General features: G+C 62.1%; 14 protein-coding genes and 1 tRNA gene. 14 read left to right on the plus strand and 1 reads right to left on the minus strand.

Annotation, left to right across the window (positions count from 1 at the left end):
• The 11 genes from BM186_RS27085 to BM186_RS16390 all read left to right on the plus strand — a co-directional run.
• The coding region (locus BM186_RS27085) for a hypothetical protein (RefSeq protein ID WP_234499630.1) at positions 1-108 on the plus strand (108 nt) is incomplete at its 5' end.
• 325 nt (positions 109-433) lie between these two features.
• Positions 434-505: a pyrroloquinoline quinone precursor peptide PqqA gene (gene pqqA / locus BM186_RS16345; protein ID WP_003243383.1), complete on the plus strand. Its 72-nt coding sequence runs from the start codon at positions 434-436 to the stop codon at positions 503-505.
• A 47-nt stretch (positions 506-552) separates the two neighbouring features.
• Entirely contained in the window at positions 553-1,467 is a 915-nt protein-coding gene (gene pqqB / locus BM186_RS16350; protein WP_074916624.1) for a pyrroloquinoline quinone biosynthesis protein PqqB, read from the plus strand.
• Between the two features lie 23 nt (positions 1,468-1,490).
• Positions 1,491-2,243, plus strand: coding sequence for a pyrroloquinoline-quinone synthase PqqC (gene pqqC, locus BM186_RS16355; RefSeq protein WP_074916626.1), 753 nt, complete (start codon positions 1,491-1,493; stop codon positions 2,241-2,243).
• An 85-nt stretch (positions 2,244-2,328) separates the two neighbouring features.
• Positions 2,329-2,607 (plus strand): pyrroloquinoline quinone biosynthesis peptide chaperone PqqD, encoded by a 279-nt coding sequence (pqqD, locus tag BM186_RS16360; protein WP_074916628.1) that lies wholly within the window; start codon positions 2,329-2,331, stop codon positions 2,605-2,607.
• Positions 2,579-3,733 carry a pyrroloquinoline quinone biosynthesis protein PqqE gene (gene pqqE, locus BM186_RS16365; RefSeq protein ID WP_074916630.1) on the plus strand — a complete coding sequence of 385 codons (1,155 nt, stop codon included), beginning with the start codon at positions 2,579-2,581 and terminating at the stop codon, positions 3,731-3,733. The genes pqqD and pqqE overlap by 29 nt, the downstream gene beginning before the upstream one ends.
• A complete protein-coding gene (locus BM186_RS16370; protein WP_074916632.1) occupies positions 3,721-5,613 on the plus strand; it encodes an alpha/beta hydrolase family protein in 1,893 nt (630 codons plus the stop codon). Before pqqE ends, BM186_RS16370 begins: the two co-directional genes overlap by 13 nt.
• A 77-nt stretch (positions 5,614-5,690) precedes the next feature.
• Complete coding sequence (ercA, locus tag BM186_RS16375; RefSeq protein ID WP_074916634.1) at positions 5,691-6,854, plus strand: alcohol dehydrogenase-like regulatory protein ErcA; 1,164 nt, start codon at positions 5,691-5,693, stop codon at positions 6,852-6,854.
• On the plus strand, positions 6,838-8,562 hold the full coding sequence (locus BM186_RS16380; protein ID WP_074916636.1) for a hybrid sensor histidine kinase/response regulator: 1,725 nt from the start codon (positions 6,838-6,840) through the stop codon (positions 8,560-8,562). Before ercA ends, BM186_RS16380 begins: the two co-directional genes overlap by 17 nt.
• A gap of 80 nt (positions 8,563-8,642) precedes the next feature.
• On the plus strand, positions 8,643-9,050 hold the full coding sequence (locus tag BM186_RS16385; RefSeq protein ID WP_072425549.1) for a PA2779 family protein: 408 nt from the start codon (positions 8,643-8,645) through the stop codon (positions 9,048-9,050).
• Entirely contained in the window at positions 9,035-9,988 is a 954-nt protein-coding gene (locus BM186_RS16390) for a PA2778 family cysteine peptidase (protein WP_241519892.1), read from the plus strand. The genes BM186_RS16385 and BM186_RS16390 overlap by 16 nt, the downstream gene beginning before the upstream one ends.
• A 49-nt stretch (positions 9,989-10,037) precedes the next feature.
• Here BM186_RS16390 and BM186_RS16395 read toward each other — a convergent pair whose 3' ends face one another.
• A complete protein-coding gene (locus BM186_RS16395; protein WP_074916640.1) occupies positions 10,038-11,321 on the minus strand; it encodes an NAD(P)/FAD-dependent oxidoreductase in 1,284 nt (427 codons plus the stop codon).
• Between the two features lie 183 nt (positions 11,322-11,504).
• Here BM186_RS16395 and BM186_RS16400 point away from each other — a divergent pair.
• The 3 genes from BM186_RS16400 to infC all read left to right on the plus strand — a co-directional run bounded on the left by BM186_RS16400 (position 11,505) and on the right by infC (position 14,321).
• A tRNA-Val gene (locus tag BM186_RS16400) sits at positions 11,505-11,581 on the plus strand.
• A 266-nt stretch (positions 11,582-11,847) separates the two neighbouring features.
• Positions 11,848-13,770 carry a threonine--tRNA ligase gene (thrS, locus tag BM186_RS16405; protein ID WP_074916642.1) on the plus strand — a complete coding sequence of 641 codons (1,923 nt, stop codon included), beginning with the start codon at positions 11,848-11,850 and terminating at the stop codon, positions 13,768-13,770.
• Complete coding sequence (infC, locus tag BM186_RS16410; RefSeq protein ID WP_174892499.1) at positions 13,770-14,321, plus strand: translation initiation factor IF-3; 552 nt, start codon at positions 13,770-13,772, stop codon at positions 14,319-14,321. The genes thrS and infC overlap by 1 nt, the downstream gene beginning before the upstream one ends.
• The last annotated feature ends 28 nt before the right edge of the window (positions 14,322-14,349 follow it).

Here is a 14,349-nt window from a genome sequence, read left to right on the forward strand (position 1 = left end):
AAGAAGTCCGGTGTCGGCCGTGAAACCCACAAGATGATGCTCGACCACTACCAGCAAACCAAGAATCTGCTGGTGAGCTATGACATCAATCCGCTCGGGTTCTTCTGAGTCTGATCAACCCATGACGCGGCGCGCTCGCTCCGGCACGCCGCCCTTGCACGGCGAAGGACCCTACCCGGGTGGATCTGCAGGCAGCCATCAGCCTGTACGGCAGCAGACCCTTATCGCGACGCGGCTTCGGCCGCGTTTTTTATTGGCGCATGTTTCAGGCCAGGCGATGACTGGAACCTTCCAGGCGCGAGGCATGCCTACTGATAGCGTCACCTACCAATGCCAGTGCCGATTCATCCCAAAGTACCATTTGGCCTCTTGCCTGGCGGGGGCTTAATGGGGTTGCCGGAATGCCCCGGCGCCATAAAAAGAGGACCGCATCATGTGGACTAAACCCGCCTACACCGATCTGCGTATTGGCTTCGAAGTGACGATGTATTTCGCCAACCGTTGACCGCTCCTGGCCCCGGTTCGTCCGGGGCATCCCCGCTGGTGACTTCCATGCATATCCAGATTCTCGGTTCCGCCGCTGGCGGCGGTTTTCCCCAGTGGAACTGCAACTGCCGCAACTGCCGTGGCGTGCGCGCCGGTACCCTGCGCGCGCAGCCGCGCACGCAATCGTCCATCGCCATTTCCGATGACGGTGAGCAGTGGATCCTGTGCAATGCCTCGCCGGATATCCGTGCGCAGATCGAAGCCTTTCCGGCGCTGCAACCAGCGCGCAAGCTGCGCGACACGGCGATTGCCGGCATCGTCCTGCTCGATAGCCAGATCGACCATTGCACCGGTCTGCTGACCCTGCGCGAAGGCTGCCCGCATCAGGTCTGGTGTACCGAGATGGTCCATCAGGACCTGACCACCGGCTTTCCGCTGTTCAACATGCTCGGCCACTGGAATGGCGGCCTGCAGCACCAATTGATCGAGCTGGATGCAAAACCCTTCGGCATTCCGGCCTGTCCGGCGCTGAGCATCACCGCCATCGCCCTGCGCAGCAGCGCGCCGCCGTATTCGCCGCACCGGGGCAACCCGCACCCGGGGGACAACATCGGCCTGTTCATCGAGGACCGGCGCAGCGGCCGCAGTCTTTTCTACGCCCCCGGCTTGGGCCAGGTGGACGAGCAGTTGCTGGGCTGGATGCGCCGTGCCGATTGCCTGCTGGTCGATGGCACCCTGTGGCGCGACGACGAGATGCGCGTGTGCGAGGTCGGCGAGAAGCTCGGCAGTGAGATGGGCCACCTTTGCCAGAGCGGCCCGGGCGGCATGATCGAGGTGCTCGACGGCCTGCCTTCGGCACGCAAGGTCCTTATCCATATCAACAACACCAACCCGATTCTCGACCTGGATTCGCCCGAGCGCACCGAACTTGACGCGCACGGCATCGAGGTCGCGTTCGATGGCATGAGCATCGTTTTGTAAGCTGTGCGCACCGGGGAGTTCTGATGAGCCAAGCTGCCATGACACCTGCCGAATTCGAGCAGGCGCTGCGCGCCAAGGGCGCGCTGTACCACATCCATCATCCGTTCCACCGCGCCATGTACGAAGGGCGCGCCACCCGCGAGCAGATCCAGGGCTGGGTAGCCAATCGTTTCTACTATCAGGTCAACATCCCGCTCAAGGATGCGGCGATCCTCGCCAACTGCCCGGATCGCGAAACCCGGCGCGAGTGGATTCAGCGCATCCTCGACCATGACGGTGGGCCGGGTGAGGAGGGTGGTATCGAGGCCTGGCTGCGCCTGGCCGAGTCCGTCGGCCTCGACCGCGAGCAGGTGCTGTCGCAGGAGCTGGTGCTGCCCGGCGTGCGCTTCGCCGTCGACGCCTACGTCAACTTCGCCCGCCGTGCGAGCTGGCAGGAAGCGGCCAGCAGCTCGCTGACCGAGCTGTTCGCCCCGACCATCCACCAGTCGCGCCTGGACGCCTGGCCGCAGCACTACCCGTGGATCGATGCCACCGGCTACGACTACTTCCGCAATCGTCTGAGCCAGGCGCGCCGCGATGTCGAGCATGGCCTGCGCATCACCCTCGAACACTACCGCACTCGCGAATCGCAGGACTGCATGTTGAACATCCTGCAGTTCAAGCTGGATGTGCTGTGGAGCATGCTCGACGCCATGAGCATGGCCTACGAACTGCAGCGCCCGCCGTATCACACGGTGACCGACGAGCGCGTCTGGCATCGAGGGATCGCGCTATGAACCTCGATGTGTCGGTGCGTGTGGCGCACCCTAGTGTTGAGCCTGTTGTAGGGTGCGCCGTGCGCACCATGACGGAGTCCGTTCTATGACTGCCAATCTTCTGCCCAGCGTACCCGCCATCCGCCGCGGCTTCCGCCTGCAGTTCGAACCGGCGCAGGGCTGCCACGTGCTGCTCTATCCGGAAGGCATGATCAAGCTCAACGACAGCGCCGGCGAGATTCTCCAGCAGGTCGACGGTAAGCGCTCGGTGGCCGAGATCATCGGCAACCTGCACCAGCGCTTCCCCGATGTGCCCGGTATCGACGAAGACATCATCGCCTTCATGGAGGTGGCCCATGCTCAGTTTTGGATCGAGCTTCGCTAAGCCGGGCGTACAGGTTGGCCCACCCCTTTGGTTGCTGGCGGAGCTGACCTACCGCTGCCCGCTGCAGTGCCCGTACTGTTCCAACCCGCTGGATTTTTCACGGCAGGGCGCGGAGCTCAGCACCGCCGAATGGATCGAGGTATTCCGTCAGGCGCGTGAACTGGGGGCGGCGCAGCTGGGCTTCTCCGGTGGCGAGCCGCTGGTGCGCCAGGATCTGGCCGAGCTGATCGCGGCGGCGCGCGGCCTGGGCTACTACAACAACCTGATCACCTCCGGCATCGGCCTCACCGAAGCGCGCATCGCCGCGTTCGCCGAAGCCGGGCTCGATCATATCCAGATCAGCTTCCAGGCCGCCGACGAGGAGGTGAACAACCTGCTGGCCGGCTCGAAGAAGGCCTTCGCGCAGAAGCTGGCCATGGCCCGCGCGGTCAAGGCCCATGGCTACCCGATGGTGCTCAACTTCGTCACTCACCGGCACAACATCGACAATATCGAGCGCATCATCGAGCTGTGCCTGGAGCTGGAGGCAGATTTCGTCGAGCTCGCCACCTGCCAGTTCTACGGCTGGGCGGAACTCAACCGGGCTGGCTTGCTGCCGACCCGCACGCAATTGGAACGTGCCGAGCGCATCACCAATCAGTGGCGCGACAAACTGGCGGCCGAGAAGCATCCGTGCAAGCTGATCTTCGTCACCCCGGATTACTACGAGGAGCGCCCCAAGGCCTGCATGAACGGCTGGGGCAATCTGTTTCTCGACATCACCCCGGATGGCACGGCATTGCCATGTCACAGCGCGCGACAGCTGCCGGTGCAGTTTCCCAATGTGCGCGAGCACAGTCTCGAACATATCTGGCGCGATTCATTCGGCTTCAACCGCTTCCGCGGTGACGACTGGATGCCCGAGCCGTGCCGTTCGTGCGACGAGAAGCACAAGGATTTCGGCGGCTGTCGCTGCCAGGCCTTCATGCTCACCGGCGATGCCAGTAACGCCGACCCGGTGTGCAGCAAGTCGGCGCACCATGGCGTGATTCTCGCTGCCCGCCAGCAGGCCGATGAGGCGCCACTGGGGCTGGATGCCCTGCAGTACCGCAACGAGAAGGCCTCGCGGATCATATGCAAGGCGTGAGCGATCCCGACTCGATCTGGAGCGCCGAACAGGCTGCAGCGGCCAGCGCCGACTTCGCCGAGCTGCACGCTGCTCATGGCGGCGTGCTGTGGGTGGCGTTCGATCCCGCTCTGGCGCGTTGCGGGCTGTTCTTCTGCCGCTACGGCGTTGTGTGTGAGCTGACGCCGCCGGGGTTTTCTGTGCGCAGCCGGGTCTATGAGTACGGCGGCGGCGCCTGCTGCGCCACGGAGCTGGGCGTGGCCTTCGTCAATGAGCGTGATCAGCAGGTCTATCGCATCGATATTGGCCTGGACGTCGGTGCGCATGGCGCACCCTACCTGATCACCGATCAACCTCACTGCCGTTATGGCGACTTGTCCTTCGTGCCCGCCTGGCAGGCGCTGTTGGCCGTGGAGGAAAGCCATGAAGGCGGCGCAGTGGTGCATCGCCTGGTGCGTATCGGTCTCACCGAACATCGCCAGGTACTGATCGAGGGCGCGGACTTTTATGCCGCACCGGTGGCCGACCCTAGCGGCCAGCGTCTGGCGTGGATCGAGTGGGATCGCCCGTACCAGCCCTGGCTCGCCACGCGCCTGTGCCAGCGTGAGTCCGGCGAACGTACCCGCGTGCTGGCCGGGCAGGGCAGCGATCAGGCTCTGCAGCAGCCACGTTTCGATGCGCAGGGCCGGCTGTGGGTGTTGAGCGACAAAGCGGGCTGGTGGCAGCCTGAGTGCGTCGATGAGGGAACCATGCTGGACGCAGCGCCCTTTGATCACGCCTCAGCTCCCTGGCAACTGGGAGGCAGAACCTATTTACCGATGGAGAGTGACGAGCTTCTGCTGACCCGTTTCGAGCAGGGTGTCGGCGCGCTGGTAGGGTGCGCCGTGCGCACCAGCGATCTCGACGGCAAAACAATCGGTGCGCACAGCTTGGGCGGCCCCGCGACACCCTACGTAAAGGCGACACGGCGGCTGGCTGAAGACTTCACTCGCTTCCGCTCCCTGGCTGCCGACAGCGAATATTTCTACTGCATCGCTGCCGCACCGGATCGCTTGCCGGCGGTGCTCGCCATTCGCCGCAGCGATGGCGCACTGCGCATACTCGCTGGCGGCGAGCAGCCCTTGCCCGAACGGCAGCTTTCCCGTCCTGAGGCCCTGAGCTGCAGGGTCGGGCAGGGCGAACATTGTCATGGTTTTTTCTATGCGCCGATTGATGGGCCCGAGCGCCCGCCACTGGTGATCTTCCTGCACGGCGGTCCGACTTCGGCCTGCTACCCGGTGTTCGATCCGCGTATCGCCTTCTGGACGCTACGCGGCTTCGCAGTGCTCGATCTCAACTACCGTGGCAGCAGTGGCTACGGCCGCGACTATCGCCTGCGTTTGGCTGGCCAGTGGGGCGAACTGGAGGTCGAGGACATCCGTGCCACCATCGACGCACTGGCCGCTGATGGCCGTATCGATCCGCAACGCGTCTTCGTGCGTGGCGGCAGTGCCGGTGGCTTCAGCGCGCTGCGTGCACTGGCCGAATTGCCGCAGTTGCGTGGCGGCGCCAGTCTCTACGGGGTCAGCGACCCGCTGGCGCTGCGCCGGGTGACCCACAAGTTCGAGGCAGATTACCTGGACTGGCTGATCGGCGACCCGCAGCAGGATGCCGAGCGCTACCAGGATCGCACCCCCTTGTTGCAGGCCGAACGGATCAGGGTGCCGGTGATTTTCTTCCAGGGCGCGCTGGATGCGGTGGTGGTGCCGAGTCAGACCGAAAGTATGGTCGAGGCGCTGCGTCAGCGCGGTTTGCTGGTCGAATATCACCTGTTCGCCGAGGAACGCCACGGTTTCCGTCAGGCTACCAATCTGGCCGAGGCTCTGCGCGCCGAGCATGCCTTCTATCAGCGGCTGAGCTGATCGCAGGTCGCATTGCATTAACCCGGCAATGCAGTAGGCTGATCGCCATTCCATAACAAGAAATTTCAGGCCGTTGTATGAGCCACGATTTGAGTCAGCTGCGAAAGTTCGTTTCCCCCGAGATCATCTTCGGCGCCGGTTCCCGGCATAACGTTGGCAATTACGCCAAGACTTTCGGTGCACGCAAGGTGCTGGTCGTTTCCGATCCCGGTGTGGTCGCCGCGGGCTGGTCCGGTGATATCGAGGCCAGCCTGCAGGCCCAGGGCATCGCCTACTGCCTGTACACCAGGGTCTCGCCCAATCCGCGCGTGGAAGAGGTGATGGAAGGGGCTGAGTTGTATCGCAGCGAGGGCTGCAACGTCATCGTTGCGGTTGGTGGCGGCAGCCCGATGGACTGCGCCAAGGGCATCGGCATTGTCGTCGCCCATGGCCGCAGCATTCTCGAATTCGAAGGCGTGGACACCATTCGCGTGCCCAGTCCGCCGCTGATCCTGATCCCGACCACCGCCGGCACTTCGGCAGACGTGTCGCAGTTCGTGATCATCTCCAACCAGCAGGAGCGGATGAAGTTCTCCATCGTCAGCAAGGCGGTGGTGCCGGACGTATCGCTGATCGACCCGGAAACCACCCTGAGCATGGATCCGTTCCTCAGTGCCTGTACCGGTATCGACGCCATGGTGCATGCCATCGAAGCGTTCGTATCCACTGGCCACGGTCCGCTGACCGACCCCCACGCGCTGGAAGCCATGCGCCTGATCAACGGCAACCTGGTGCAGATGATCGCCAACCCGGGTGATATCGCTCTGCGCGAGAAGATCATGCTCGGCAGTATGCAGGCCGGTCTGGCCTTCTCCAATGCGATTCTCGGCGCGGTGCACGCCATGAGCCACAGCCTCGGCGGTTTCCTCGACCTGCCACACGGCCTGTGCAACGCGGTGCTGGTCGAGCACGTGGTGGCGTTCAATTACAGCGCGGCGCCGGAGCGTTTCAAGGTCATCGCCGAAACCCTCGGTATCGATTGCCGTGGTCTCAATCACGCGCAGATTCGCCAGCGCCTGGTCGAACACCTGATCGCCTTCAAGCACGCCATGGGCTTTCGCGAGACGCTCAGCCTGCATGGCGTGAGCACCTCGGACATTCCGTTCTTGTCTAGCCACGCCATGGACGACCCGTGCATCCTCACCAACCCGCGCGAGTCGACCCAGCGCGATGTCGAGGTGGTGTATGGCGAGGCGCTCTGACGAAGCGCTGGCCGGGCTGCTGGGCCTCGGCAGCCAGTCGGCGCGCAAGAGCCATTACCCCGAGCTATTGGCGCGCCTGGAAGAGCTGGAAGCCGAGCGCAACCGCTACAAATGGCTGTTCGAGCACGCCGTGCACGGCATCATCCAGGCCAGCCTGCAGGACGGCGTGCTGGCGGCCAACCCGGCGATGGCGCGAATGCTCGGCTATGACGATCCGCAGCAGGTATTGTGGTCGCCGGACGATCTGGCCCGGCACCTGTTCGTTGGCGGCTTCGATGAGCTGACGCTGATTCGTGAGCGCCTGAGCCAGGGCCAGGCGCTGCTCGGTTATGAAACGCGCCTGCGCCGGCGCGATGGCAGCACCATCGACGTGCTGATGAACCTGCTGCTCAAGCCTGAAGGCGAGGGCGTTTTCGAAGGCTTCGTCGCCGATATCACCGAGCGCAAACAGGCCCAGCAACGTCTGCAACAACTCAATGACGAACTGGAGCGCCGCGTCGCTGCGCGCACCTATGAGTTGCTCGAATCCAATCGCAGCCTGCAGCGGCAGATCGAGGAACGCGAGCGTATCGAGCTGGCCCTGCGCGAGGCGCGCGACGCAGCCGAGGCGGCCAACCGCAGCAAGGACAAATACCTGGCCGCGGCCAGCCACGACCTGCTGCAGCCACTCAACGCAGCGCGATTGCTGATCTCCACACTGCGTGAGCGTGAATTGCCGAGCGCCGAACACAACCTGATCGAGCGCAGTCACCTGGCGCTGGAAGGCGCCGAAGACCTGCTCGCTGACCTGCTGGACATCTCCAAGCTGGATCAGGCAGCGATCAAACCGGACGTCGATGTCTACCGCCTCGAAGAGCTGCTGGCACCGCTGGCCTCGGAGTTCGAAAGCGTCGCCAGCGCCAGTGGTCTGCATCTGCGCGTACGCATCGCCGACTACGCGGTGCACACCGATTTCCGTCTGCTGACTCGCATCCTGCGCAACTTCCTCAGTAATGCCTGCCGTTACACCGAGCAGGGCGGCGTGCTGCTCGGTGCACGGCGCCGCGGCGCATTCGTCGAGCTGCAGGTGTGGGACAGCGGTCGCGGTATCGCCGCCGATCAACTGGACAAGATCTTCCTCGAATTCAATCAGCTGGAGGTCGGGCGCGCCGCCGAGCGCAAGGGCGTTGGCCTGGGCCTGGCCATCGTCGAGCGCATCGCCCGCATGCTGGGATATCCGGTGCAGGTTCGTTCGCAGCCTGGGCGCGGCTCGGTGTTCAGCATTCGCGTGCCCCTGGCGCAGGCCAGACCGCAGCGCCAGGTGCCGTCCGTGGCGCAATCGGTTCTCGGTAATCCCTTGCCGGGGCGGCGCCTGCTGGTGATCGACAACGAGGTGGACATCCTCCACAGCATGGCCGCGTTGCTCGGGCAATGGGGTTGCGAGGTGGTCACGGCAGTCGACCTGGCCGAGGCCTTGCAGCGCCTGCAGGGCAGGGCGCCGGAGGTGATTCTGGCGGATTTTCACCTCGATCACGGGGTGCTCGGTTGCCAGGTGATCCAGCAGCTACGTGACGAGTTTTCCAGGTCGATTCCGGCGCTGATCATCAGCGCCGATCGCAGCGATGACTGCCGGCGCGAGTTGCAGGCGCTGGGCGCACCTTTGCTGAACAAACCGGTCAAGCCGGGCAAGCTGCGCGCGGTGCTCAGCCAGCTCCTGATGGAAACCTGAACGCGCGCAGACTGGTGGAGTGAACCTGAGCGATTTGGATGCTGTCTATTGGCTACCTCGTCCCTCAGGAGATAACCACAATGACAATCGCCATGAACCCCGTTATGCGCCGTCTGGCAGCCATTACCGCGCTGTTTCACCTGCTGCTGGTGGTGCAGATTCCTGCCGCGAATGCGGCGATGGTCGGCACTCACGAGGTGATCGCCGAGCAGCAGCACAAGGTGGATCAGGAGCAGTTGATGGCCATGCTCGATGACGAGCAGGTGAAGGAGAAACTGGTGTCCATGGGCGTCGACCGTGATCAGGTCGAGTCGCGTATCGCCAGCCTGACCCCAGCCGAACTGGCGCAGTTCAACCAGCAGTTGGATCAGGCGCCTGCAGGTGCCGGTGTGGTCGGCATCATCGTGTTGTTTCTGGTGATCTTCATCATCACTGATATGCTGTGCGCCACCAACATCTTCAATTTCGTCAAATGCATAAATCGCTGATTCGCCTCTGCTGTATCGCTTCGATCGTTCTACTCACAGCCTGCGCTCGGTCTCCGGTGTTATCACCGGAGACCGAGCGTTTGCCTGAGCGGGTAGAACTCACCGATGTGCCTTTCTTCCCTCAGGACGCCTTCCAGTGCGGGCCGGCTGCCTTGGCCACCATGCTCAATCAACGTGGTGTGCTGACCACGCCGGGCGCGCTCAAGGACAAGGTCTACATCCCCAGCCGTGAAGGCAGCCTGCAGGTGGAGATGGTCGCCGCCGCGCGCAATCACGAAATGCTGGTGTATCCGCTGCAACCGCGCCTGGACGCCGTGTTGGCTGAAGTGGCTGCTGGTAACCCGGTGTTGGTACTGCAGAACCTGGCGTTCGACTTCTACCCGCAGTGGCATTTCGCGGTGGTGGTCGGCTACGACCGTCGCGAGCGCACGCTGATCTTGCGGTCGGCCACCACGCGCAGGCTCGAAGACAGCTTCAACAGCTTCGACAGAACCTGGGCACGCGGTGGGCGCTGGGCGGTCGTGACCCTGCCGCCGGAGCGCCTGCCGGCACAGGCCGACATGCATGTCTGGATGAAGGCTGCCAACGACCTCGAGCAAACTGGCAACGCGCAGGCCGCGCGGCGTGCCTATCGCCGCGCCGCCGAGGCCTGGCCGGAGCAGTCGCTGCCCTGGTTCGCCCTGAGCAACAGCCGCTACGCCGATGGCGACCGCAAGGGTGCTGAACAGGCATTGCGTGAGAGCCTCAAGCGCGAGCCGGGTTTTGCTGCGGGTTGGTTCAACCTGTCGCAAGTGCTGGGCGAGCAGGGGTGTGCTTCTGAGGCGCAGCAGGCCCAGGCCTGCGCACAGCGTCTGGCGCCGGAGGATGCGCGCTTCGCTGCACCACCGAAAGCCAGTGGTTCTGCTGGGCAGTGTCAGGCCTTGTCGGCGTGTCCATGATGCAAACGAAAACGGCGCCTTGGGGCGCCGTTGTCGTTGATGGACGGGATTACACGCCGAGTTTGTCACGCAGCGTGTAATACCAGGCGCCAATGGCGCTGAACGGTACCTGGAACAGGCGACCGCCAGGGAAGGGATAGTGCGGCAACCCGGCGAAGGCATCGAAACGCTCGGCCTGACCGCGGAGCGCCTCGGCCAGCACCTTGCCCGCCAGGTGGGTGTAGGTGACGCCATGGCCGCTGCAGCCTTGCGAGTAATAGATGTTGTCGCCGATACGACCCACTTGCGGCAGGCGCGACAGCGTCAGCAGGAAGTTGCCGGTCCAGGCGAAGTCGATCTTCACGTCCTTCAATTGCGGGAAAGTCTTGAGCATCTTCGGCCGGATGATCGCCTCGATATTGGCCGGGTCGCGCGCACCGTAGACCACGCCACCGCCGTAGATCAGGCGCTTGTCGCCGGTGAGGCGGTAGTAGTCAAGCAGGTAGTTGCAGTCTTCCACGCAGTAATCCTGCGGCAGCAGGCTGGCGGCGACTTCATCAGACAACGGCTCGGTGGTGATCACCTGGGTGCCGCACGGCATCGATTTGGACGCCAGTTCCGGCACCAGGTTGCCTAGGTAGGCGTTACCCGCGACGACCACGAACTTGGCTTTGATGCGGCCTTGCGGGGTGTGCACCACCGGGTTGGCGCCGCGCTCGATGCGCGTGGCCGGGGACTGTTCATAGATCACACCGCCGAGCGATTCCACGGCAGCGGCTTCGCCGAGCGCCAGGTTCAGCGGATGGATATGGCCGCCGCTCATGTCCAGCATGCCACCGACGTAGTTGTCGGTGGCAACCACTTCGCGGATGCGTTTTTCGTCCATCAGTTCCAGCTGGGTATGGCCGTAGCGTTCCCACAGCTTCTTTTGCGATTCCAGATGACCCATCTGCTTGCTGGTCAGCGCTGCGAATACACCACCGTCCTTCAGGTCGCACTGAATGTCGTACTTGGCGATGCGCTCACGGATGATGCGGCCGCCCTCGAACGCCATCTGTCCGAGCAGTTGCGCCTGCTTGGGGCCGACCGTGCGTTCGATCACGTCGATATCGCGGCTGTAGCTGTTGACGATCTGTCCGCCGTTACGACCCGAAGCGCCGAAGCCAACCTTGGCCGCCTCAACGATGCTCACCTTGAAACCGTTTTCCAGCAGAAACAGTGCAGTGGACAGGCCGGTGTAACCCGCACCGATGATGCACACATCGGTTTCCACCTCACCTTGCAGGGCAGGGCGTTGCGGGACGGGGTTGGTTGAAGCGGCGTAATAGGATTGTGGATATGCCGTGTGCGCCATCTTGAACCTCTGTTCTTTATTTTTTACGAATGAAGCGATGCTACCTGAGTTGAAAATGACCGGCTAGTGTCCGTGCAAAATATTCAACGATCCGGTTTCGATAAAAAATTGGCCTATTTCAGTGAGTTAGCTAAAAAACCTGTTGACGGCCAAAAAGATCTGCGTAGAATGCGCACCCATCGAAGGCACATAGCTCAGTTGGTTAGAGCACCACCTTGACATGGTGGGGGTCGTTGGTTCGAGTCCAATTGTGCCTACCAAATCGATAAAAAGGGGTCGCTAAGCGACCCCTTTTTTATTGCTCGAATTCTTCGAGCAGGCTTTTGCGTGTTTGTTTCAAGCGGCAGCTTGTCAGGGCTCAGGCTTTCTGAAAGTATCCCCGCTCTTTACTTCCAGTGACTCTGGTTCGGACTGGTTGGCCTTCGGGCTCCTGCCATCGTTAGGTGGGCATACCGCTGAATCGCTTCCTGGCTCATCCCAACCCACGTGACCTTTGGTAGGGGTCACCACTAGGAGAGGAGGCGCCATGCCCATCATTACTCTTCCCGACGGCAGTCAACGTTCGTTCGATCATCCGGTATCTGTGCTGGAGGTCGCGCAATCCATTGGTGCAGGCCTGGCCAAAGCCACCCTGGCTGGCAAGGTGAACGGCAAGCAGGTCGATGCCTGTGACGTGATCGATGCCGATGCCACCTTGCAGATCATCACGCCGAAGGACGAAGAGGGGCTGGAAATCATCCGCCACTCCTGTGCTCACCTGGTTGGGCATGCCGTCAAGCAGCTGTATCCGAACGCCAAGATGGTGATCGGGCCGGTCATTGACGAAGGCTTCTATTACGACATCGCCATCGATCGTCCCTTCACGCCGGAAGACATGGCGGCCATCGAAAAGCGCATGGCCGAGCTGATCGACAAGGACTACGACGTCATCAAGAAGATGACGCCGCGTGACGAGGTCATCGAGCTGTTCAAGTCTCGTGGTGAGGAATACAAGCTGCGTCTGATCGACGACATGCCGGACGAAACGGCCATGGGTCTGTACTTCCATGAAGAATACGTCGACATGTGTCGCGGCCCGCACGTGCCGAACACGCGCTTCCTCAAGGCGTTCAAGCTGACCCGCATTTCCGGTGCCTACTGGCGTGGCGACTCGAAAAACGAGCAGCTGCAGCGTATCTATGGCACTGCCTGGGCGGACAAGAAGCAGCTGGCTGCCTATATCCAGCGTATTGAAGAGGCCGAGAAGCGCGATCACCGTCGTATCGGCAAGCAGCTGGATCTGTTCCACCTGCAGGAAGAAGCGCCGGGCATGGTCTTCTGGCATCCCAATGGCTGGACCGTCTATCAGGTGCTGGAGCAGTACATGCGCCAGGTGCAGCGTGAGAACGGCTACGTGGAAGTGCGCACGCCGCAGGTGGTCGATCGCATCCTCTGGGAGCGCTCTGGGCACTGGTCCAACTACGCCGAGAACATGTTCACCACGGCTTCGGAAAACCGCGACTACGCGGTCAAGCCGATGAACTGCCCGTGCCACGTGCAGATCTTCAATCAAGGCCTGAAGTCCTACCGCGACCTGCCGCTGCGCCTCGCCGAGTTCGGTGCTTGCCACCGCAATGAGCCGTCCGGCGCGCTGCACGGCATCATGCGCGTGCGTGGCTTCGTGCAGGACGATGCACACATCTTCTGCACCGAGGATCAGGTCAAGAAGGAAGCGGCCGATTTCATCAAGCTGACCCTGCAGGTCTACTCGGACTTCGGCTTCACCGATATCGCCATGAAGCTCTCGACCCGTCCTGCCAAGCGCGTGGGCTCCGACGAGCTGTGGGATCGCGCCGAAGGTGCGCTGGCCGAAGCGCTGAACGAATCCGGCCTGGCCTGGGAATATCAGCCGGGTGAGGGCGCCTTCTACGGTCCGAAGATCGAATTCACCCTGCGTGACTGCCTGGGGCGTAACTGGCAGTGCGGTACGCTGCAGTACGATTCGAACCTGCCTGAGCGCTTGGATGCCAGCTATATCGCCGAAGACAACAACCGCAAGCGTCCGGTCATGTTGCACCGCGCGATCCTCGGTTCGTTCGAGCGTTTCATCGGTATGCTGATCGAGCACTACGCCGGCTCCTTCCCAGCTTGGCTCGCTCCGACCCAGGCGGTGATCATGAATATCACCGACAAGCAGGCCGATTTTGCCCGTGAAGTCGAGAAAACTCTCAATCAAAGCGGTTTTCGTGCCAAGGTTGACTTGAGAAACGAAAAGATCGGCTTTAAAATCCGCGAGCATACCTTGCTCAAGGTTCCCTATCTCTTGGTTATTGGAGATCGGGAAGTCGAGACTCGATCCGTTGCTGTCCGTACCCGTGAAGGCGTCGATCTGGGCTCTCTGCCCATCGAGCAGTTCGCCGCACAGTTGCAGCAAGCGGTTTCCCGGCGTGGTCGCCAAGATTTGGAGTAATAACTATTAAGCGTGAAATGAGACAGGACAAGCGGGCCGCCCCTAAGGCGCCGATCAACGAAAACATCACCGCTCGTGAAGTGCGCCTGATTGGTGCAGACGGCGAGCAGGTCGGTATTGTTTCGATCGATGAGGCATTGCGCGTGGCTGAAGAAGCCAAGCTGGATCTGGTAGAGATCTCTGCTGACGCACTGCCGCCAGTTTGCCGCATCATGGACTACGGCAAGCACCTGTTCGAGAAGAAGAAGCAGGCTGCTCTCGCCAAGAAGAACCAGCACCAGCAGCAGATTAAAGAAATCAAGTTTCGTCCAGGGACGGAAGATGGGGATTACCAGGTAAAACTACGCAACCTGGTACGTTTCCTTGAAGATGGGGACAAGGCCAAGGTATCTCTGAGATTCCGCGGTCGTGAGATGGCTCACCAGGAACTGGGTATGGAGCTGTTGAAGCGGGTCGAAGCTGACCTCGCTGAAATCGGCACCGTAGAACAGCATCCTAAGCTGGAAGGACGCCAGCTGATGATGGTCATCGCACCCAAGAAGCGTAAATAATCTACCGGGCACTGGCAGGCCTGATGGT

The organism is Ectopseudomonas toyotomiensis (genome assembly GCF_900115695.1).
Taxonomy (GTDB): domain Bacteria; phylum Pseudomonadota; class Gammaproteobacteria; order Pseudomonadales; family Pseudomonadaceae; genus Aquipseudomonas; species Aquipseudomonas toyotomiensis.

What these genes read in the sequence shown, in the direction of transcription:
- pqqD (WP_074916628.1), top strand. Translation starts at nt 2,329, where the DNA reads ATGACTGCCAATCTTCTGCCCAGCGTACCCGCCATCCGCCGCGGCTTC.
- BM186_RS16370 (WP_074916632.1), top strand. Translation starts at nt 3,721, where the DNA reads ATGCAAGGCGTGAGCGATCCCGACTCGATCTGGAGCGCCGAACAGGCT.
- pqqC (WP_074916626.1), top strand. Translation starts at nt 1,491, where the DNA reads ATGAGCCAAGCTGCCATGACACCTGCCGAATTCGAGCAGGCGCTGCGC.
- BM186_RS16395 (WP_074916640.1), bottom strand. Translation starts at nt 11,321, where the DNA reads ATGGCGCACACGGCATATCCACAATCCTATTACGCCGCTTCAACCAAC.
- pqqB (WP_074916624.1), top strand. Translation starts at nt 553, where the DNA reads ATGCATATCCAGATTCTCGGTTCCGCCGCTGGCGGCGGTTTTCCCCAG.
- BM186_RS16390 (WP_241519892.1), top strand. Translation starts at nt 9,035, where the DNA reads ATGCATAAATCGCTGATTCGCCTCTGCTGTATCGCTTCGATCGTTCTA.
- ercA (WP_074916634.1), top strand. Translation starts at nt 5,691, where the DNA reads ATGAGCCACGATTTGAGTCAGCTGCGAAAGTTCGTTTCCCCCGAGATC.
- BM186_RS16380 (WP_074916636.1), top strand. Translation starts at nt 6,838, where the DNA reads ATGGCGAGGCGCTCTGACGAAGCGCTGGCCGGGCTGCTGGGCCTCGGC.
- BM186_RS16385 (WP_072425549.1), top strand. Translation starts at nt 8,643, where the DNA reads ATGACAATCGCCATGAACCCCGTTATGCGCCGTCTGGCAGCCATTACC.
- pqqE (WP_074916630.1), top strand. Translation starts at nt 2,579, where the DNA reads ATGCTCAGTTTTGGATCGAGCTTCGCTAAGCCGGGCGTACAGGTTGGC.
- thrS (WP_074916642.1), top strand. Translation starts at nt 11,848, where the DNA reads ATGCCCATCATTACTCTTCCCGACGGCAGTCAACGTTCGTTCGATCAT.